The 20,388-nt window shown below is 68.9% G+C and carries 14 protein-coding genes; 8 read left to right on the plus strand and 6 right to left on the minus strand.

Annotated elements, in window-relative coordinates; genetic code table 11:
* Positions 1–216: 216 nt before the first annotated feature.
* From fbaA to ald, 5 genes are all read left to right on the plus strand, one after another.
* Complete coding sequence (gene fbaA, locus D9R02_RS04255; RefSeq protein ID WP_039102163.1) at positions 217–1,239, plus strand: class II fructose-bisphosphate aldolase; 1,023 nt, start codon at positions 217–219, stop codon at positions 1,237–1,239.
* Between the two features lie 86 nt (positions 1,240–1,325).
* The gene (locus D9R02_RS04260; RefSeq protein WP_121566405.1) at positions 1,326–2,720 is read left to right on the plus strand and encodes a M20 family metallopeptidase; all 1,395 of its coding nucleotides are present in this window, start codon (positions 1,326–1,328) and stop codon (positions 2,718–2,720) included.
* A 44-nt stretch (positions 2,721–2,764) separates the two neighbouring features.
* A complete protein-coding gene (locus tag D9R02_RS04265; RefSeq protein ID WP_039102165.1) occupies positions 2,765–4,396 on the plus strand; it encodes an AbgT family transporter in 1,632 nt (543 codons plus the stop codon).
* Positions 4,397–4,486: 90 nt separating this feature from the next.
* A complete protein-coding gene (locus D9R02_RS04270; protein ID WP_257744420.1) occupies positions 4,487–4,909 on the plus strand; it encodes a DUF3151 domain-containing protein in 423 nt (140 codons plus the stop codon).
* Positions 4,910–5,108: 199 nt separating this feature from the next.
* On the plus strand, positions 5,109–6,197 hold the full coding sequence (gene ald / locus D9R02_RS04275) for an alanine dehydrogenase (protein ID WP_039102167.1): 1,089 nt from the start codon (positions 5,109–5,111) through the stop codon (positions 6,195–6,197).
* A 207-nt stretch (positions 6,198–6,404) separates the two neighbouring features.
* Here the strand turns inward: ald and D9R02_RS04280 are convergent, their stop codons facing one another.
* Positions 6,405–7,877: an amino acid permease gene (locus D9R02_RS04280; protein ID WP_019309830.1), complete on the minus strand. Its 1,473-nt coding sequence runs from the start codon at positions 7,875–7,877 to the stop codon at positions 6,405–6,407.
* A 258-nt stretch (positions 7,878–8,135) separates the two neighbouring features.
* On the opposite strand from D9R02_RS04280, the gene D9R02_RS04285 reads away from it, so the two are divergent.
* Entirely contained in the window at positions 8,136–9,314 is a 1,179-nt protein-coding gene (locus tag D9R02_RS04285; protein ID WP_019309831.1) for a polysaccharide pyruvyl transferase family protein, read from the plus strand.
* A gap of 172 nt (positions 9,315–9,486) precedes the next feature.
* Here D9R02_RS04285 and D9R02_RS04290 read toward each other — a convergent pair whose 3' ends face one another.
* A complete protein-coding gene (locus tag D9R02_RS04290; protein ID WP_039101600.1) occupies positions 9,487–13,347 on the minus strand; it encodes a S8 family serine peptidase in 3,861 nt (1,286 codons plus the stop codon).
* Between the two features lie 264 nt (positions 13,348–13,611).
* Between D9R02_RS04290 and D9R02_RS04295 the strand changes: the two genes are divergently transcribed.
* Positions 13,612–14,901: an adenylosuccinate synthase gene (locus D9R02_RS04295; protein ID WP_019309833.1), complete on the plus strand. Its 1,290-nt coding sequence runs from the start codon at positions 13,612–13,614 to the stop codon at positions 14,899–14,901.
* Positions 14,902–15,074: 173 nt separating this feature from the next.
* On the opposite strand, the gene D9R02_RS04300 is transcribed toward D9R02_RS04295, so the two are convergent.
* The 3 genes from D9R02_RS04300 to D9R02_RS04310 form a co-directional block, all read right to left on the minus strand.
* Positions 15,075–16,619, minus strand: a complete 1,545-nt coding sequence (locus D9R02_RS04300; protein WP_121566406.1) for an amino acid permease — start codon at positions 16,617–16,619, stop codon at positions 15,075–15,077.
* Positions 16,620–16,745: 126 nt separating this feature from the next.
* On the minus strand, positions 16,746–17,087 hold the full coding sequence (locus tag D9R02_RS04305) for a DUF202 domain-containing protein (protein WP_019309835.1): 342 nt from the start codon (positions 17,085–17,087) through the stop codon (positions 16,746–16,748).
* The gene (locus D9R02_RS04310) at positions 17,084–17,476 is read right to left on the minus strand and encodes a YidH family protein (protein ID WP_019309836.1); all 393 of its coding nucleotides are present in this window, start codon (positions 17,474–17,476) and stop codon (positions 17,084–17,086) included. Before D9R02_RS04310 ends, D9R02_RS04305 begins: the two co-directional genes overlap by 4 nt.
* A gap of 150 nt (positions 17,477–17,626) precedes the next feature.
* Between D9R02_RS04310 and D9R02_RS04315 the strand changes: the two genes are divergently transcribed.
* Positions 17,627–18,082, plus strand: coding sequence for a DUF4190 domain-containing protein (locus tag D9R02_RS04315; RefSeq protein ID WP_039101602.1), 456 nt, complete (start codon positions 17,627–17,629; stop codon positions 18,080–18,082).
* 196 nt (positions 18,083–18,278) lie between these two features.
* On the opposite strand, the gene D9R02_RS04320 is transcribed toward D9R02_RS04315, so the two are convergent.
* On the minus strand, positions 18,279–20,273 hold the full coding sequence (locus D9R02_RS04320; protein ID WP_121566407.1) for a M13 family metallopeptidase: 1,995 nt from the start codon (positions 20,271–20,273) through the stop codon (positions 18,279–18,281).
* Positions 20,274–20,388: the final 115 nt, after the last annotated feature.

A 20,388-nucleotide genomic window follows, 5' to 3' on the forward strand; every position in this document is an offset into this window, starting at 1 on the left:
GCTGAGCTGCCGCGCCCCGGTACCGCAAACACGCGGGACCGGGGCGCGGTGCTGGTGCGGCGGCGTCGTGCCCGCCGCAGACCTGCAAAAAAGCATGTGACGGCGGCCGAATCATGATCCGCGCCACAGGAGCCAGGCCCCCGGTCGCCTAGACTGGGAACAGGCCTCAGGCCACGGTCCAACCGTGCATCGGGAACCCAGAAGAAGGAGCACTCCATGCCCATCGCAACCCCTGACGTTTACTCCGAGATGATCGACCGGGCCAAGGAGAAGGGCTTCGCGTACCCGGCCATCAACGTGACCTCCTCGCAGACGCTCAACGCCGCGATCCGCGGTTTCGCCGAGGCCGGTTCGGACGGCATCATCCAGGCCTCCACCGGCGGTGCGGCGTACTGGTCCGGCTCCTCCGTGAAGGACATGGTCACGGGTTCGCTGGCCATGGCCGCGTTCGCCCGCGAGGTGGCCAAGAAGTACGACGTCAACATCGCCCTGCACACCGACCACTGCCCGCAGGACAAGCTCGAGGGCTTCGTGCTCCCGCTGCTCGCCGAGTCCGAGAAGGCCGTGGCCCGCGGTGAGGACCCCATCTTCCAGTCGCACATGTGGGACGGCTCCGCGATCGCCCTGGACGAGAACCTGAAGATCGCCCAGGAGCTGCTGGAGCGCACGAACAAGGCGCACATCATCCTGGAGGTGGAGATCGGCGCCGTGGGCGGCGAGGAGGACGGCGTGGTCGGCGAGATCAACGACTCCCTCTACACCACCGTGGCGGACGGCATGAAGACCATCGAGGCGCTCGGCGCCGGCGAGAAGGGCCGCTACATCACCGCCCTGACCTTCGGCAACGTCCACGGCGTCTACAAGCCCGGCAACGTGCGTCTGCGCCCCGAGCTGCTCAAGGAGATCCAGGACGAGGTCGGGAAGAAGATCGGCAAGGACCGCCCGTTCGACCTCGTGTTCCACGGCGGCTCCGGCTCCACCGCCCAGGAGATCGCGGATGCCGTCTCCTACGGCGTCATCAAGATGAACGTGGACACCGACACCCAGTACGCGTTCACCCGCCCCGTGGCCGGCTTCATGCTGAGCAACTACGACGGCGTCCTGAAGATCGACGGCGAGGTCGGCAACAAGAAGAAGTACGACCCCCGCGTGTGGGGCGCCGATGCCGAGACCGGCATGGCCGCCCGCGTGGTGGAGGCCTGCCAGAACCTCGGATCCGCGGGCACGTCCATCAAGTAGCCCGCACGTTTCTCTCCGGCGCCCCGCACGTCCGCGTGCGGGGCGCCGCCGTGCTGTGAGTCAGCTCACTTGGTACTGTCCTGGGCATGGCATCCCCGCACGAGCAGCCCGCGCCCTCCGCACCACAGCCCGCCCCGAACCACGAACTGCGTGAGCCATCACACGCGTACCTGCATCAGCTGCAGCGGGACACGGAGCGCCGCAAGCAGGAGCTCACCCACCACCTGCGGGATCACCACGGTGCGGCGTCCGCGGCGCAGGAGCGCCTGCAGGCCCTGGTGGATGAGCAGTCCGAGGACCTCGTGCGCATCCTGCACGAGCTGCACCAGGACCCGGAGACGGCGTTCCAGGAGCACCGCGCCGCGCGGCGCATCATGGAGCACCTCACCCGGCACGGGATCGAGGCGCAGAGCCCCGCATTCGGGCTGGACACCGCCGTCCACGCGGAGGTTTCCTCCGAGGACTTCGACCCTCGCTCCCACCGCACCATCGCGGTGATGTCCGAGTACGACGCACTGCCGGGGATCGGCCACGGCTGCGGGCACAACGTGATCGCGGTGACGGGCCTCGGGGCGTTCGTCGCGCTCGCCGAGCTGCTGCGGGAGGACCCCGGCGCGTTCTCCGGGCGCGTGGTCTACCTGGGCACCCCCGCAGAGGAGGGGGAGGGTGGCAAGGAGATCATGGCCCGCAACGGTGCGCTTGAGGGCATCGACGCCGCCGCCATGGTCCACCCCTACATGACGGATCTGGTGGGCCAGGTCTGGCTCGGACGGCGCCAGTGCGAGGTGACCTTCCACGGCCGGGCCTCCCATGCGTCGTCGCACCCTTTCATGGGGCGCAATGCGCTCGACGGTGCTGTGCTCGCCTACCAGGGGCTCGGTCTGCTGCGTCAGCAGACCCCGCCCACGGACCGGATACACGCCGTGCTGCCGGACGGTGGGGAGCGGCCCAACATCATCACCGAGTCCGCCACCCTGCGGCTCTACGTGCGCTCGCAACGCCCCGAGACACTCAGTGCGCTGTCGCAACGGGTGAACGAGGTGATGGAAGGGGCCGCGCTGATGGCCGGCGTGGGCGTGAGCATCGCGTGGGACACCTCCCCGGCCACGCTGCCCGTGCTCAGCAACGGCCCGCTGTCCGACCGCTGGGTCCTCGCGCAGCAGCGGCGCGGGCGGGATCCCTACCCCGCCGGCACACTGTCCGAGGTGCTGGCCGCCTCCACGGACTTCGGCAACGTCAGCTACCGAGTCCCCGGAATCCACCCGCTCATCGGTATCGCCACGGAGGACACGGGGTTGCACTCCCGCGAGTTCGCGGAGGCGGCGGGCTCCCCGCACGCGGAGCAGGCTGGTCTCGACGGCGCGTACGGACTGGCCGCCGTGGCCCTCGACTACCTGACGGACGACGAGCTGGCCGCCGACGTCGCGGAGGACTTCCGCGCCAATGGTGGCGGGATCTCGGTGCCCGACTACTTCGGCTGAACCACCCGGCGAAACCCCTCCACCCCGACCACGACGGAGCACGCATGAACGCCACCGCCACCAAGCGCAGCCTGGGAGACCGGTTCCTCACCGGGATCGAGCGGGTGGGCAACAAACTGCCCGAGCCCTTTGCGCTGTTCACCATCCTCTTCCTGATCACCGCCGTTGTCTCCACGGCCATGGCCTGGGCCGGCGTGGTGGTGCAGGTTCCGGGCAAGGAAGATCCCGTGGTCATCCAGGGCCTCTTTACAGGGGATGGGATCGCGTGGTTCACCACCACCCTGGGGGAGAACTACATCGGCTTCCCGCCGCTCGTGACGGTGGCGACCATCCTGCTGGCCATAGGCATCGCGGAGAAGTCCGGGTTCCTGGCCGCGGCCATTCGCTTCGCGATCGGCAGCGCACCGCGGTGGATGCTGCCCTACACCGTGGGGTTCGTGGGTGTGGTGGGTTCCATCATGGCAGACTCTGCATTCGTGGTGATCCCGCCGTTGGCGGCGCTCGCCTTCAAGGCTGCGGGTCGCCATCCGGTCGCTGGTCTGCTGGGTGGCTTCGCCGCAGCGGGAGCTGGGTACTCCACCAACATCTTTCCCACATCCTTGGACGCGCTGTTCGCGGGAATCACCAACGCAGTGATTCCCACCGTGCCGGCGCTCGCGGAGACCGCCACAGAGGTCAACCCCCTGTCCAACTACTACTTCAACATCGTCTCCGCTCTCGTACTGTCACTGGTGGCCGGGTGGGTCATCGACAAGATCGTGGAGCCCAGGGTGGAGCGCGCCGGAGTCTCCCGGGACGAGGTCAGTCCCGAGACCCAGCAGCTCATGACGGACACGCGGGCCATCCGCATCGTGGGGGACGAGCAGACGGTCGCCGAGTCGCAGGAACCCGACGTGGAAGCGGCCCTGTCACCCCGTGAGAAGAAGGCCCTGCTGTGGGGCGGAGTCACCTTCGTGCTGATCGGCGTGGTTCTCGCGGTCTTTGCCCTGGTGCCCAACTCTCCGTGGCGCAACGAGGACGGTGGGTTCCTCCCCAAGTCGCCGCTGCTGTCCTCGATCGTGTTCATCATCTTCGCGTTCTTCTCCGTGAGCGGCTACGTCTACGGGCGGGTGGCCGGCACCGTCCGTGGGTACAAGGACGTGCCCGTGATGATGGGCGCCGCGCTGAGGGACATGACCTCGTTCCTGGTGCTCGCGTTCGTGCTGGGGCAGTTCATCGCCCTGTTCAACTGGTCCGGAATCGGCTCATGGATCGCGGTCAGCGGGGCCACGGCCCTCGAGAACGCTGGGGTGACAGGCTTCCCGGTGATCATCGGTTTCATCCTGCTGTGCTCGTTGCTGAACCTGTTCATCATCTCCGGGTCCTCCATGTGGACGCTCATGGCGGCCGTGTTCGTGCCCATGTTCGGCATCCTCGGTTTCGAGCCAGCGTTCATCCAGGCCGCGTTCCGGGTGGGGGATTCCGCCACCCAGGTGATGACACCGCTGAACCCCTACATGGTCGTGCTGCTCACGATGCTCCGGAAGTACGAGCCCTCTGCGGGTCTCGGCACGGTGATGGCCCGGATGATCCCGTTCGTCGTCCCCTTCTGGGTGGTCTGGGTGATCATTCTGGTGGTGTTCTACGTCTTCGGCCTGCCCCTCGGACCAGGTGTGGGGATCATGATCGGCGACTGAGGCCACCCCTGCAGCGAACGGCGTGGAGCGGCGTCGTGAACCGTGCGTACAGTGGCAGCGAACCCCGCACGACCGTGGAAAGGAACCACCGTGGCACTGCTCGGCAAGAACCTGCTGGACGAACCGGCGCCCACGCACCTGGAGGAGAACGAGGCGATGACCGCGCGCTTCGAGGCCGGTGACGAGGCCGAGGACCTCGCCGCCGCGTTCCCCAAGGAGCAGCTGCCGTGGGCGATCCTCGCGGAGGAGGCGCTCGCGGACGGGCGCACCCTGGAGGGCTACGCGTACGCCCGCGTGGGCTACCACCGCGGCCTGGACTCGCTGCGCGCCCACGGCTGGAAGGGCCACGGCGCCGTGCCGTACGCGCACGAGCCCAACCGCGGGTTCCTGCGGGCGCTCGCCGCGCTCGGCCAGGCCGCCGCGCAGATCGGTGAGGCGGACGAGGCCGCCCGGATCGAGAAGTTCCTGAACGACTCGGACCCGGAGGCGGCCGCGCAGATCCAGGCCCGCTGACCTCTCTCTCCTCCGCACCGTGCGGTCCCGAGCGCCTGTTCCCCTGTGGGGCGGGCGCTCGGTCACATTCGGGAGGGCCCCTGCTCCCTGTCAGTCCCGTGGGACACAATGGGGACACATCAGGGGCTCAGCGCGGAGTCCGGGCACATCCCCTCGTGCTGCGCGCCGCCCATGGACTTCCCACGAGGAGCGTGCCGTCATGAGAATCTCCGTCCCCCGCGAAATCAAGCCCGAAGAAGCCCGTGTGGGCCTCACCCCCACCATGGTCACCGCGCTGACCGCCCAGGGCCACGAGGTGTTCGTGGAGGAGGGCGCCGGTCTGGGGGCCGGGTTCTCCGACGACGACTACCGCGAGGCGGGCGCGCAGCTCACCTCCCAGGAGGAGGCGTGGGCCCAGGCGGAGCTGCTCGTGAAGGTCAAGGAGCCGATCCCCGCGGAGTACGGGTTCCTGCGCTCCGACCTCACCGTGTTCACGTACCTGCACCTCGCGGCCAGCCGTGAGCTGACGGAGGCCATGCTGGACAGCGGTGTCACCGGCATCGCCTACGAGACCGTGCGCGTGGGCCGGACCCTCCCGCTGCTGCGCCCGATGTCCGAGATCGCGGGGCGCCTGGCGATCGCCAACGCCGCGCACCACCTGCAGTTCCACGCCGGCGGTTCGGGCATCCTGCTGGGTCGTGTGCCCGGTGTGGTCCCCTCCACCGTGCTGGTGATCGGCGGCGGCACCGTGGGCGAGCACGCCGCACGCGCCGCCGTGGGTGCCGGTGCTGACGTCACCATCCTCGAGGCCAACGGGGACCGCATCCGCCAGCTGGACGCCCTGTTCCCCCACGCCCGTGTCCTGATGAGCGACGCCCACCGAATCGAGGAGGAGCTGCCCCGCGCGGACGTGGTGGTCGGCTCCGTGCTGATCCCGGGTGCCGCCGCCCCCAAGCTCGTGCGCCGCGAGCACCTGTCCCTGCTCAAGCCGCACGCCCTCATGGTGGACGTGGCCGTGGACCAGGGCGGCTGCTTCGAGACCACCCACCCCACCTCCTACCACGACCCCGTGTACGAGGTGGACGGCATCCGCCACTACTGCGTGGCCAACCTCCCGGGCGCGGTGCCCGTCACCGCCACTCAGGGCCTCACTCACGCCACCACGCCGTACGTCATGCGCCTCGCCGGCGGCATCGACGCCGCCCTGGAGTCCGACGCCGCTCTGGCCACCGGGCTCTCCACGCGTGACGGCAAGCTCCACACGCCGGGCGTGGCGGAGACCTTCCCGGACCTGCCCTCGGCGGTCTGAGGGCTGCAGTTCACAGCGCACCACGTGCGCGACGCCGCGCCGCGCACGACGCCGCACCGGCACCGGACGCCGCAGGGAACGTTCCCCGCGGCGGCCGGTGCCGTTGTCGTGAATGGGTCCGCGGTCGCGTCCGCCGCCTCTGCCACTGGTGGAGGCCGGTGCGGTGGTCGTAAGGGCTCGCCCCCTGGACAGGTTCCCGCGCCGCGGTCAGGAGGTGGGTGCGGGAGCGGGCCGGGCGTCGTCGTTGCGGATGAAGAGTTTGCACGCGAGGGCGATCAGGCAGACCAGCACGAACGTGGCGATGAACTGGATGCGCACGGCCGGGTCCAGCAGTCCGATGACCACGATGGCCGCGAGCAGGGCCAGCGCGAAGTAGGAGAGCCACGGGAAGGCCCACATCCGCAGCGGCGAGGACTCCCCGGCGCGGTCCATGCGCCGGCGCAGGATGATCTGCGAGACCAGGGCGATGCCCCACACCACCAGGCAGGTGGAACCCAGCAGGTTGAGCATCACGTTCAGCACGGTCTCCGGCCAGAGGTAGTTCAGCACCACCGCGATGAAGCCGAAGACCACCGAGGCGACGACCGCCGCACGCGGCACACCGCGCGGCGTCGTGTTCGCCAGCGCGCGCGGGGCCGAACCGCGGCGGGCCAGGGAGAACAGCATGCGGGAGCTGCCGTAGATGTTGGCGTTCAGCGCGGACAGCAGGGCCAGCACGATCACGATGTTCATGAGCACGTCCGCGCCGGGGATCCCGGCCTCGGTGAGCACGGCCACGAACGGGCTGGAGGACAGGCCCTCGTTGTCCCACGGCAGGACCAGCACCATGACGGACACGGAACCCACGTAGAAGATCAGGATCCGGATCAGGATGGTGCGGATGGCATCGGCCACGTTCTTCTGGGGGTCCTCGGTCTCGGCCGCGGCGATCGTGACCAGCTCGGTGCCACCGAAGGCGAAGACCACCACCAGCAGGGCGGAGGCCACACCCGTGAGGCCGTTGGGCATGAAGCCGCCGTGCTCGGTGAGGTTGGACAGTCCCGGGCTCGGCACGTCCAGGGCGCCGATCAGCAGCAGCACACCCACCACCAGGAACCCGACCACGGCCGCCACCTTCAGCAGTGCGAACCAGAACTCGGCCTCGCCCAGGGTCCCCACGCGCACCAGGTTGATCACCGTGAACACGGCCATGAAGATCAGCGCCCACGCCCACTGTGGCAGGGAGGGCCACATCTCGGTGACCAGCTGCGCGGCGGCGGTGGCCTCCGCGGCCACGACCACCACGATCTGCGCCCACCACAGCCAGCCGAGCGCGCGACCCATGGTGGGCCCGAGCGCCTTGCCGGCGTACGTGGAGAACGCCCCGGAGGAGGGGTCCGCCGCGGCCATCTCACCGAGGGCCCGCATCACGAGCACCAGCAGTGTGCACGCCACCAGGTAGGAGATCAGCACAGCGGGACCGGCCGTCTGGATCGCGGCACCCGTGCCCACGAACAGCCCCGTGCCAATGGCTGATCCGAGCGCCATCATCACCAGGTGGCGGGGCTTGAGGTAGCTGCCGTGCTCAGGGCCCGAGGGCACGTGCGGGGTGTGCTCCCGGTTGCCGCCGTGGATCACACTGCCCGAGCCGGTTCCCGGGGACTCGGCGGGAGAATCGTGGGGAGCGCGCGGGGAGGTCATGGGAGAAAAGATTACCCGGACGCCCAGGGGGCCGTTGTCGGCCACCGGCGGGGGCAGGGCGGAGGTGCCGACGCCGGTGGGGACAGCGTCGTCGGCACGACGGGCGGCGCACAGCCGCGGCCCGTTGACCGCGGCGGTGCCCCGGTTCTGGGGCGCCCGCGGGAGCCCCTGGCGCAGCCCTCTGCCCCGCCACCACTGCCGCCGGTCACACCGCCCTGACGTCGAGTGGAGGTGCCGGGCCGTCGGTAGTCTGCGGTCATGCGCAATCTTCTGCAGGACCACCGTCGCGTACCACCCGCCCGCAAACCCCCGATCTACCTGATCTCCTGGGCCGGGTACCCGAACTTCGGGGATGAACTCATCGCCGCGGCCTGGGTCAACCACCTCGCGAAGGTCGCGCCCACCACGGACGTGTGGCTGGACGTGCGCGAACCGGGGACCGTCACCGCTCTGCTCCGGGGCCTCCATCCGCGTCTGCACGTGGTCAACACCGTGTTCCGCGCCATGCACGAGAGGTTCCACGGTCTGGACCGCTCCATGCGCAGCCTGATCGAGGACCTCGGCTCCCCGAAGTACGACGCCGGTCTGCTCGCGCTGCGGGAAGCGGGCACGGTGCACCTGCTGGGTGGCGGGGTGCTGCACGCGAACTGGCCGGAGAACTTCCAGGTGGTCGAAGCCATGCGCACGGTCCGCGAACTCTCCGGAGCACGGCTGTTCGCCACGGGGCAGGGGCTGATGCCCTTCGCCGGTGACCCCCTCTCCGATCTTGACCACCTCAGCGTGCGGGACCGCCCCAGCGCCGAGGCCGCGGGCGTGCCCGTGGGATTCGACGATGCCTTCCTCCTCGCGGGGGACCCACGGCACGCACGAGCCCTCGGCCTCCTGGCCGACCAGCGCGGGGACGGAGCGGGAGCCGGATCGGGTGGCCCTTATGCGCCGCGGGAAGTGGTGGTGTGCATCCAGTCCGACACCCTGGCCGAGGGGTCCTTCGAGAAGATGCTGGACCACGCCCGGGCCCAGCTGCAGCGGTGGGGCCTGCCCCGCGAGTCCGTGCGCTACCTGGAGGCCATCCCCGGTGACGACTACCAGGGGTTCGACCGGTTGCGGGACGTGGTGGCACCGGACGGGTTCATCCCCTTCCAAGCCGCGTGGGACGGGGACTTCACCTTCGGCCCGCACCAGGTGTGGCTCACCACGCGGTTCCACCACCACCTGATCGCCGCGCTGCACGGGGCCAGGGGAGTCGCACTCAACGGCAAACCCGGGTACTACGACGTCAAGCACCAGTCCGTGGTGGAAGCAGGTTCCAACTGGACCGTGCGGCACGCCGACGGGCAGCTGGACACCGTGGGACTCGACGAACTCGCCGCGCCCGCAGGCTTTGCCGAGGCGGTCCGGGCCAAGCGGAACGAGGCCGCCCAGCTCTACGGGCGGTAGGCGGAGGTCATGGGGCCTGGGACCGGGGCGGGCTCCTGACCTTCGGGCGGCGTACACCCGCTGCGCACCTGGTGCCACTGCCACGCCAAGGGCCCCGTGACCTCCAGGAGTGGAGGTCACGGGGCCCTTGGCGTGCGGGGGGTTGGAGAGATCCCGACCCCGCTCCTCGCGGCTACTTCTGCTGGTCGTAGCGGTAGAGGAAGGCAGCCATCTGATCGCGCTTGACCGGCTGGTAGGGACGGAAGGTCCCATCAGGCCAGCCCTTGGCGATGCCCTGGCTGTTCATCCAGGCAATCTCCTTGTAGAAGACGTGGTTGGTGGGCACGTCCTTGAAGGGGGAAGCCTTCGGAGCCGTGTAGGCGGGGGATCCCGCCATGCGGTAGAAGAAGGCCGCCATCTGATCGCGGTTGATCTGCTGGGTCGGGCGGAAGGTTCCGTCAGGCCAGCCCTTGGTGATGCCCTGCTCGCTCATCCAGGCGATCTCCTTGTAGAAGACGTGGTTGGTGGGCACGTCCTTGAACGGAGACTTGGTGGGCGGGGTGTACTGCGGGGAACCGGCCATCCGGTACAGGAAGGCGGCCATCTGGTCGCGGTTCACGGACTGGGCCGGGCGGAAGGTGCCGTCCGGCCAACCCTTGGTGATGCCCTTGTTGGCCAGCCAGGAGATCTCGGAGTAGAACACGTGGCTCTTCGGGACGTCCTTGAACATCGGGTTCTGGGTCTCCGGCGGCGCCGCCGGGGACTGCACGGTCTTCACCTCGGCCTTGGAGCCGTCCTGACCGGCCTTGATCCCGGAGAGGTCCCCGGTGCCGTTGTGCAGGTGCAGGAACAGGGCCTCACCCTTGGTCGAGCTGGACGCGCGGTGCGCGGTCAGCTTCTTGCCGGGCTGGTCGTTGAACAGCGACGCGTTGAACTTCTCACCGCGGAAGGAGACCTTCGGGTTGACCGGGTTGTAGGTGATGGCACCGGAGCGGTCCACCGCGCCGTTGACGTTGGCGGAGTAGGTGTTCACCTGGTAGGTCAGCTTGGTGTCGGTCTTGGCGGGATCGATGCCCATCTTGGCGGCGCTGACCGGCATCACCATGGCGTTCGTGTCGAACGTGTTGGTGTCCACATCACCCCAGGAACCGTTCAGCGGCTGGCTGTCGATCACCGTGAGCTCACCGTTGACGTAGCCGTACAGGTTCACCACGGGGTAGTCCAGACCGTCCACGCGGCCCAGGGCAGCGTAGTAGTCGGGACGGCCGTCACCGGAGGTGTCGATGGGAATCTCCACCTCCACGTCGGGCTTGATGGTGGAGGCGTTGCCCCAGCTGGAGATGCCGAAGTTGATGAGGCCGTCCTTGGCCACATCACCCTTCTCGGCCTTCAGCTGCGGGATGTTGGAGGACGTTCCCACGTACTGCAGGTCCGCGAACTGGGAGTTGCCGCCGGCAAGGTCGGTGGCGTCCATCCGAGCGGACTTCGCACCCAGCTCGAAGGCACCCACGGCCGACTTCCAGCCGCCCTGGTCCAGGCCGGTGCCGGCCAGGGAGACGCTGCTCGTGTTGTTCTTGTCCCACTGGTCCAGCTTGGCGTTGTCCACGCGCATGTCCGCGGACGGCTTCGGCGCGATCGACATGGGCAGCCGCATGTCCTTGCCGTTCTCGCTCAGCACCAGGCGGCCCGACTCGGTGGCCAGGAACTGGCGTGCCTCACCCAGCTGGGTCACGGCCTCCGAGGGGTCGTGGGTCTTCTTCATCTGGGCCCGGTCCACGGTGGCGGTCACCTTGATGGTGGCCTTGCCGCCCTTGGGGACGGTCACGGAGCTCGGAGCGGAGATGGTCACACCCGGAACGTCGGTGGAGGCGTCGAAGCGCACCTTGTAGGTGTGCGCGGCGCCGCCGGCGTTGTCCAGGACCAGCTCACGGGAGAAGCTCTGCTTGCCGTCCTTGATCTCGGTGACGCCGAAGGTCGAGGAGACCAGTGCGGGATCGGCCTTGTCGTAGACCATCACGTCCTGGTTCACGGCGCGCAGAGCATCCACACGGCCCGAACCCACGCGGTCCACCGCGGAGGTCGCACCGTTCGCGGCGTGCACGTCGTGGACGGCGGTGTTCATGATGGCGGACTTGAGCAGCTGCGGGCTGTAGTTCTGGTGCTTCTGCTGTACCAGGGCCGCGATGCCGGCCACGTGCGGGGTGGCCATCGAGGTGCCGGTCATGACCGCCACGCCGTTGCCCTGGGCCACACCGGCCGAGCCGATCGCGGTGCCGGGCGCGGCGACGTCGGGCTTGATGACGCCGTTGCTACCGTGCTGGCCGCGGGACGTTGAGTCGTTGACCTGGTCCTTGTGGCCGGTCTGCGCCTTGGCGGCACCGATCCACTCCGGGGACATCTTGATCTTCGCGCCGCCGGCCTGGGCCGCGGGCTTGATCTTGGCCACGGACTCCTTGCTCATGAGCAGACCGGGGATCTTGGCGTTGCCCGCAATGGCGGAGGGGTCCACCGAGTAGTCGGACTCCAGGACCACGCCCTTGCCGCCGGCAGCGGCAACGTTGTCGAAGCGGACCTTCGAGCCGCACGGGAACGGGCCGTTGTCCTCCCAGTCGAGCATGACCCACTTGCCCGCGAAGTCCTGCGAGAAGGGGCTGCAGCCGAACTTGTTGTCCTGGGGCGCCACGACCACGTTGCCCTCGAGCTGCTCGGGCTTGGCACCCGCGTAGTTGAAGCTGCCGCTGTACGAGCCGATCAGCTCACCCTTGGCGCTGTCCGGGGACAGGCCCTCGGCCTTATCCTGCACGGCGGTGCTGCCCTGCGAGTTGGCCACGGTCAGGGCGGAACGCGCGCTGCCCGGTGAACCGGAGATCTCGTGGGAGTCGCCGGCGTTGCCCGCTGCGATGACGGAGAGGATGCCCTGTCGGGACAGAGCATCGATCAAATCGTTCTGGGGGTCGTCGGCCGGGCCGAAGTCGGAGCCGAGGGACATATTGATGATGTCCGCCTTGTCCGAGAAGTCCCCGTCCATGTTGGGATCGAGCGCGCGGTCCATGGCGTCGATGACCAGGTTGGTGGAGCCCTCGCAACCGAAGACCCGCAGACCGATCAGCTCGGCTCCGGGAGCGGTGCCCGGGCCGATCCTCATCTTGCCCACCTGGTCCTTGGTGAGCTTGGTGTGGTCGCCCCGGAAGGTCTTGCCGTCCTCGCCCACACCGTAGCCAGCGGTGGTGCCGGAGACGTGCGTACCGTGACCGCCTGCTTCGCAGTCCAGCGGGTTGTTGTCCGGCTTTGCCACGCTGGTGGGGATCCGGGCGTCGTAGTCGTCACCGGCGAGGTCGTAACCCCCCACGAACTTCTTGGGGTCGTAGAGCCCCGAGTCCTTGGACGGCATGTCGTTCGACGCCTTGGCCTTCGCGTACGCCTCGGCGGTGCCCGGTCCGCCGAAGTCCGCGTGGGTGTAGTCGATGCCCGAGTCGATGATCGCGACCTTGACGCCCTTGCCGGTCTGACCGGTCTGGGTCCAGGAGTCCAGGGTGGCGGTGTCCACGACCGAGCCCGCGTTGTTGCGGAACTTGGGAACGATCTTGGAGACCTTCACGACGTCCGAGCGCTTGGCGAGCTCGCGCAGCTTGGCGGCATCGCCCTGGAGGGCCACGCCCCGCATGGCGTTGGCCGTGGTGTAGAGAACCTCGGAGCCGGACTCGGAGGCCAGGGTGGTGCTGGCCTTGTCCACGGACTGGCGGATGGCCTTGACCTGGGCGGCGGCCTGGACCGGGTTCTGCCCTCCGGTGCGCACGCCTGCTGGCTGCGTGGCCTCGAAGGCGCTCTGGCCCTTGAGCTGGACGAAGACGGCTACCTGACCCTCGGCCTTCTTCAGCTCGGAGCTGATGAGGTTGTCGGGGTTCTGGGTGTTGAGGTCATCCGATTTGGGTGCCGGGGTCATGTCCACGGCGCTGGCGGGCAGCACCGTTCCCAGGGCCAGCGACAGGCCCAGGGCTGTAGCCAGGCAGGTCTTGGCGGCTCTGCCGCGACCTGCTCGTGTTTCGTGATTCATGTCTCGTCCTTTGACATTGGGGGCGATGCCGTGAGATGCATCACAGTGCCCCCAGGGTGCGCTGTTCTGCAGTGAAAAGCAACGATTTCGTAAAAATCACCTGTGTTACACCTGAAAACGAGCTGGGTACTGCGCGGTAGTGACATCCCCGGCGCCGATCGGGGTCGCGACGTTCCGCCCACACGAGCCTCCCGGGCGCTCCGGGTAGACTGGGCCGTTGGTTCCTCAGGCCCTCGGGGCCGTACCCGCACAGAGAGTGATTCCATGCCAGCAATCGTGATCGTCGGCGCCCAGTGGGGCGATGAGGGCAAGGGCAAGGCCACGGATCTGCTCGGTGGTCGCGTGGACTACGTGGTCAAGCCGAACGGCGGCAACAACGCCGGGCACACCGTGGTGGTGGGCGGCGAGAAGTTCGAGCTCAAGCTCCTTCCCGCCGGCATCCTGAGCCCGAACGCCACCTCCGTGATCGGCAACGGCGTGGTGATCAACCCCCAGGCGCTTTTCGAGGAGATCGACGGTCTCGAGGCGCGCGGCGCGGACACCTCGCACCTGCGGATCTCCGCGAATGCGCACCTCGTGGCGCCGTACCACCAGACGCTGGACCAGGTCAGCGAGCGGTTCCTGGGCAAGCGCGCGATCGGCACCACCGGGCGCGGCATCGGCCCCACCTACATGGACAAGGTCGGGCGCCTGGGCATCCGCGTGCAGGACGTGCTGGACGAGTCCATCCTGCGGCAGAAGATCGAGGGTGCGCTGCGCCAGAAGAACGAGCTGCTGGTCAAGCTCTACAACCGGCGCGCGTTCGAGGTGGACGAGATCGCGGAGTACTTCATGGGCTTCGCGGAGCGGCTGTCCCCCATGATCGTGGACTCCACCCGGCTGCTCAACGAGGCCCTGGACCGTGACGAGGTGGTCCTGATGGAGGGTGGGCAGGCCACCTACCTGGACGTCGACCACGGAACCTACCCGTTCGTGACCTCCTCCAACCCCACGGCCGGCGGCGCCTCCGTGGGTTCCGGTGTGGGGCCCACGCGCATCACCCGCGTGATCGGAATCCAGAAGGCCTACACCACCCGGGTGGGGGCAGGCCCGTTCCCCACCGAGCTCTTCGACGAGATGGGGGAGCGGCTGCGCACCACGGGCGGGGAGTTCGGCGTGAACACCGGCCGCCCCCGCCGCACCGGGTGGTACGACGCCGTCATGGCCCGCCAGGCCGCGCGGATCAACGGCTTCACGGACCTGTTCATCACCAAGCTGGACGTGCTCACCGGGATCACGGAGATCCCCGTGTGCGTGGCCTACGAGGTGGACGGTCAGCGCTTCGACGAGATGCCCATGACGCAGTCCGACTTCCACCACGCCAAGCCGGTCTACGAGACGTTCCCCGGGTGGACCGAGGACATCACGGGAGCACGCTCGCTCGAGGACCTGCCGAAGAACGCGCAGGACTACGTCCACGCGCTCGAGGCCATGTCCGGCTGCCGGATCTCGGCCATCGGCGTGGGGCCGGACCGCGACGACACCATCGTGGTGCGGGACCTGATCGCGGACTGACCCCTCTGCCCCCAGACTCGGAACCGCCCCGCTCTCTCTGGAGAGAGCGGGGCGGTTCTCCCGTTGCGGGGCGGTTCCCGCGGGGTGGGTGGCCGGCCGGGGCGAGCGCGCGGGCGGCGTCGTACGACGACGCCCGCGCACCGAGCCGCGCCACGGAGCGCTGGGTGCCGGGGTCAGTGCCCGGGGGTCACGTCCGCGGTGCGCAGGTCCACCGGCTTGTCCTTGGTGACCAGCTTGTGGCCGAGCCACAGGGCCAGGAACACCGGCAGGCCCAGGTAGGAGGACAGCAGGCTCAGGGGGTTGACGTCCCCGGAGGTGAAGATGGTGTACCCCTGTCCCACGATCACGATGGCGCACATGACCAGTGCCACGATGGGCCCGATCGGGAAGAAGCGCGCCCGGTACGTGAGGTCCTTGGGATCTCCGCCCTGCAGGACGTAGGCCTTGCGGAACCGGTAGTGGCTCCACGCGATGCCCATCCACACGATGAACCCGGCCAGGCCGGAGGCGTTGATCAGCCACACGTATGCCTGTCCCTCGCCGATCAGCGTGGTGAGGAAGCAGAACATGCCGATGAGCGTGGTGGCCAGCAGCGCGTACATGGGCACGCCGCGGCGGTTGACCGTGGCGAGGAAGCGCGGTGCCTTGCCGCTCTTCGCCAGGGCGTAGAGCATGCGCGTGGACGCATAGAGGCCGGAGTTGCCGGCCGAGAGGATGGCGGTGAGGATGACCGCGTTCATCACGGAGGCCGCGGCCAGAACGCCCGCGTGCTCGAACACCAGCGTGAACGGGGAGATGGAGACGTCCTCCACGTCGCTCGCCAGCAGGCTGGGATCGGTGTAGGGGATCAGGAAGCCGATCACGGTGATCGCGCCGATGTAGAAGAGCAGGATGCGCAGGAACACCGTGCGGATGGCCTTGGGGACCGTCTCGCCGGGGTTCTCCGCCTCGCCGGCGGCCACGCCCACGAGCTCGGTGCCCTGGAAGGAGAAGCCGGCCACCATGAAGATGGACATGATGCCCGTGAACCCGTTCACGAAGGGTGCCTCGCCCGCGGTCCAGTTGTGGAAACCGGGGGAGGGGCCGCCCAGGATGCCCAGGATCATGAGGACGCCCAGGATCAGGAAGATCACCACGGTGATCACCTTCACCAGGGAGAACCAGAACTCGCCCTCGCCGTACGCGCGTGCGCTCAGGGCGTTGAGCGAGAACAGGATGACCAGGAAGACGGCGGACCAGATCCACGCGGGAACGTCCGGGAACCAGTAGCGCATCACCAGTGCGGCGGCCACCAGCTCCGCGGCCACGGTGATGGCCCAGTTGTACCAGTAGTTCCAGCCGATGGCGAAGCCGAACGAGCGGCTGATGTAGCGGGTGGAGTACTCCTCGAAGGAGCCTGCCACCGGCAGGTGCGTGGCCATCTCGCCGAGGGACTGCATGAGCAGGAACACCATCAGGCCGATGGCGGCGTACGCGACCAGTGCTCCACCGGGGCCCGCGGTGTTGATGGAGTTGCCCGAGGCCACGAACAGGCCGGTGCCGATGGCCCCGCCCATGGCGATCATGGTCAGGTGGCGGGACTTCAGCGTGCGCTGCAGCGAGCCGTCAGCGGGATCCCCCTGGCCGGGCTGCTGCGGATCGGGCTGGCGGTTGACGGTGGCGTGGGGTGGCGTGGTGGCCGCCCCGGCGTGTCCGCCGCCGGATGAAGATGAAGACACTGGGTCCTCCCAGGGATTGTGGATCCGGGGTTGCGCAGCGGTTCTGCGGCTGTCCGCCATTATGCGCGGCCCATCCGGCTCGCGGGGCATTCCCACGCCCGGACCCGCCTAAGTGGTGACAACTCCTCAGAAAAACAGGATGGCCACGAGGCCCAGCAGTCCCAGGAGCACGCAGGCTGCGGCGGTCAGGAGGACAGAGGCGGCGTCGGGGGTGATCTCGTCAGTGGCAATACCGGTGACGGAGCGGCGATAGCGCATGCGCTGAGTGGCATAGATACCGGCCGCGAGGCTCAGGGCCACGATGAGCAGGCTGAGGACGAAGGCGCCGTGCGTCGGGAGCCACCGCAGGTGCAGAGCGGCCGCACCGCACAGCGAGAGCAGCGTGCGGCCCCAGGACAGCACGGTGCGTTCGGGCTGCAGCCCCGGGTCGTCGTGCCCGCACACGTTCGCGGCCGGTGGGGAGGTCATCGCGCCAGGACCACGGCCACCAGGACGCCGGAGGCAATGGCCCCGCCGATCGCCACGAACGGGGCGATCAGCGGGAGCGGCAGGGGGGTCTTGTGCCGCATCGACCGCTCCACCGTGATCCACCGCACGGCGGCTCCGGCGCTGAGCAGCATGCCGAGCAGCAGCAGCACGATGGACAGCACCTTCCGCAGTGCCAGGTCGAAGATGTCGCCCGTGAACGCTTCCACGGCGATGCCCCCGGCCAGGAAGGCCAGGGAGGTGCGGATCCAGGCCAGAAAGGTTCGCTCGTTGGCCAGCGTGAACCGGGGGTCCGGCTCTGTCCCGCCGCGCAGCAGGCGGCGGCTCACGGGGTCACGACGGCGCGCGCCCGGGTCTTCGGGATGGCTCACGGTCCTCCTCGGGGTGCTCCTCCCCCGATGGTATGCCGTACCGCGGATCCGGAGCGGACGACCGGGGCCCAGCCCCGGCTCCTTGTTCCTGGGAGCAACCCGGGAGAGGATGGTCGCACTCGCAAACACCTACGTCGTGGAGGACGCACCATGAGCTCGAGCAACCAGCCGACCCGGGAACCCCCGAACCACGAGGACGCCCCTCGCGGCCCGCAGCAGCACCACGGTTCCGTGGATCCGCGGGGAGCTCGGGGCGTGCCCGTGGACACCAACCAGTACCACCCCTACGCCCAGCCGGCGGGGCGGTGGGAGTACGTTCCCGGCAGCCCCCAGGACGCGCAGCGCTACGCGGAGGCCACCAGGAGCACGGACACGTCCCTGGTGCTCGGCATCCTGTCCGTCACCGTCCTCCCTCTCCTCGCGCCGTTCGCGCTGTGGCAGGCGAACAAGGCCGAGAAGCTGGGGGGCCGGGCCACCGCGGGCAAGGTGCTGGGCTGGGTGGGCCTGGTCATGCTGGTGCTCGTGATCCTCTGGTTCGTGTTCATCCTGGTGATGTGGGGAGTGTTCATCACCCAGATGCCGAGCGTGGCGGACTCCTCGGTCTGACGTTCCAGGGCGGAGCGCTGGGCAGGCTCGCGGCACCGCCGCGCACACCCTGTCACTCGGCACCCACCCGTGAGGTGCCCCGCCGCCCGCCCGGGCGGTCCCGTGGCACATCGCAGACCGGCTCCACGAGTCCGTGACGACGACGGCCGGTCCCCTCGAGCGCGAGGGAACCGGCCGTCGTCGTACCCGGGGAGGGTCACCAGATGGTGACGCGCTCCTCCTCGGGCAGCCACATGCCGTCGCCCTCCGTGACGTCGAACGCCTCGTAGAACGCGTCCACGTTGCGCGGGGTCTGCCCGGCGCGGAACTCTGCGGGGGAGTGCGGGTCCGTGGCGATGCGCGTGCGCAGGGCCTCGTCCCGGGACTTCTCCTGCCACACGTAGCCCCACGAGATGAACAGCCGCTGCGCGGGGGTGTAGCCGTCGATGCTGTCCGTGTCCGGCGTCTGCCTCTTCTCCTGCGCGCGCTTCCATGCCTTGTAGGCAATGGACAGTCCGCCCAGGTCTCCGATGTTCTCGCCCAGGGTGAGCTCGCCGTTGACGTGCGGCGCGGCGTCGTCGTCACCGAACTGGGCGGGGGTGAGAGCCGCGTACTGGCCCACGAGGCGGGCGGTGCGCTCCTCGAAGGCCGCGCGGTCCTCGTCCGTCCACCAGTTGCGCAGCCTGCCCTCGCCGTCGCACGTGGAACCCTTGTCGTCGAAGCCGTGACCGATCTCGTGGCCGATCACCGAGCCGATGCCGCCGTAGTTCACGGCGTCGTCTGCGGTCTCGTCGAAGAACGGGGGCTGCAGGATGGCGGCGGGGAACACGATCTCGTTGCGCAGTGGGTGGTAGTAGGCATTGACCGTCTGCGGGGTCATAAGCCACTCGTGCTTCTCCACGGGCTGCCCGGCCTTGCGCGCGAGCTCGTCCACCGCGAACTGGGTGGTGCGCACCACGTTGCCCACGAGGTCGTCACCGCGGATCTCCAGGGCCGAGTAGTCCTTCCACTTCTCCGGGAAGCCGATCTTGGGGGTGAACCCGGAGAGCTTCTTGAGCGCCTCCGCGCGCGTGCCCTCGGTCATCCAGTCGAGGTTCTCGATGGAGTCCCGGTACGCGTCCAGCAGGTTGGCCACCAGCTCGTCCATGCGGGCCTTCGCGGTGGGGGAGAAGTGCTCCGCCACGTAGAGCTTGCCCACGGCCTCCCCCAGCGCGCCGTTCACCAGCCCGACGCCGCGCTTCCACCGCTCGCGCAGCTGCGGGGTCCCGGACAGCACCGTGCCGTAGAACGCGAAGTTCTGGGCCACGAACGCCTCCGAGAGGTACGCGGCGCGGGAGGAGACCACGTGCCAGCGGGCCCAGGACTTCCACGCGTCCAGCTCGTCCGGGGTGAGCAGCTCGTCCAGGCCCGTGAAGAAGCTCGGCTGGGCGTTGACCACCGTGGCCAGGTGCTCCGGCGTGAGACCCATGCCCTCGAGGACCGCGTTCCAGTCGAGGTTCTGCGTCTGGCCCGTGAGCTCCTGGAAGCTCATGGGGTTGTACATCTTGGTGAGGTCCCGGACCGTGACCTTGTCCCAGTGGTGGGAGGCGATGCGCGTCTCCAGGTCCACGACCGCGCGAGCCTGCCGTGCGGCGTCGTCGAACCCGGCGAGCTCGAGCATGGTCTGGACGTGCGTCACGTACTGCTCACGGATCTGCGCGTACTGCTCCTCGCGGTAGTACTCCTCGTCCGGCAGGCCCAGCCCGGACTGGCCCACGAACACGAGGTTGCGCTGCGGGTCCCCGGGGTCCGAGTCGAGGTCGATGTCCAGCGCTGCGCCGATGCCCCGCCGCATGGCCGTGCCGAACCAGCGGGACAGCGCGCGCGGCGAGTCGATCGCGGCCACGGCGTCGAGGTCCTCGCGCAGCGGTTCGGCGCCGAGCTGCTCGATGTGCTCGGTGTCCATGAAGGAGCGGTACAGCAGCGCGATCTTGGTCTCCGCGCTCTGCTCCGCCGCTGACGCAGCGTGCTCACCGTCCGCGCTCGCGCCCGTGATGATCTCGCGCACCGCCTGCTCGGCCTGGTCCCGCAGCTCCACGAAGGCACCGGTGCTGGCCTTGTCGTCCGGGATCTGTGCGGTGCGCAGCCACGTGCCGTTGACGTGGCGGAAGAGGTCGTCCTGGGGGCGGACCGAGCGGTCGAAGGCGTCGAGGTCGAACACAGAAGTCGTCATGGTCACACGCTAACCACCAGCGCTGTGCGGCTCCACGGGCGGCGGGGTGAATCTGCGGACGGCTAAACCCGTCCGGCGGGCCCGCCCGCCACCCGCACCCCGCTGTGCGCGAACG

The organism is Kocuria rhizophila (assembly GCF_003667225.1).
Classification (GTDB): domain Bacteria; phylum Actinomycetota; class Actinomycetes; order Actinomycetales; family Micrococcaceae; genus Kocuria; species Kocuria rhizophila.

Excerpts from the sequence above, each read along its gene's own strand:
- D9R02_RS04285 (WP_019309831.1), top strand. The coding sequence starts at position 8,136 with ATGCGCAATCTTCTGCAGGACCACCGTCGCGTACCACCCGCCCGCAAA.
- D9R02_RS04260 (WP_121566405.1), top strand. The coding sequence starts at position 1,326 with ATGGCATCCCCGCACGAGCAGCCCGCGCCCTCCGCACCACAGCCCGCC.
- D9R02_RS04320 (WP_121566407.1), bottom strand. The coding sequence starts at position 20,273 with ATGACGACTTCTGTGTTCGACCTCGACGCCTTCGACCGCTCGGTCCGC.
- ald (WP_039102167.1), top strand. The coding sequence starts at position 5,109 with ATGAGAATCTCCGTCCCCCGCGAAATCAAGCCCGAAGAAGCCCGTGTG.
- D9R02_RS04295 (WP_019309833.1), top strand. The coding sequence starts at position 13,612 with ATGCCAGCAATCGTGATCGTCGGCGCCCAGTGGGGCGATGAGGGCAAG.
- D9R02_RS04280 (WP_019309830.1), bottom strand. The coding sequence starts at position 7,877 with ATGACCTCCCCGCGCGCTCCCCACGATTCTCCCGCCGAGTCCCCGGGA.
- D9R02_RS04290 (WP_039101600.1), bottom strand. The coding sequence starts at position 13,347 with ATGAATCACGAAACACGAGCAGGTCGCGGCAGAGCCGCCAAGACCTGC.
- D9R02_RS04315 (WP_039101602.1), top strand. The coding sequence starts at position 17,627 with ATGAGCTCGAGCAACCAGCCGACCCGGGAACCCCCGAACCACGAGGAC.
- fbaA (WP_039102163.1), top strand. The coding sequence starts at position 217 with ATGCCCATCGCAACCCCTGACGTTTACTCCGAGATGATCGACCGGGCC.
- D9R02_RS04265 (WP_039102165.1), top strand. The coding sequence starts at position 2,765 with ATGAACGCCACCGCCACCAAGCGCAGCCTGGGAGACCGGTTCCTCACC.
- D9R02_RS04305 (WP_019309835.1), bottom strand. The coding sequence starts at position 17,087 with ATGACCTCCCCACCGGCCGCGAACGTGTGCGGGCACGACGACCCGGGG.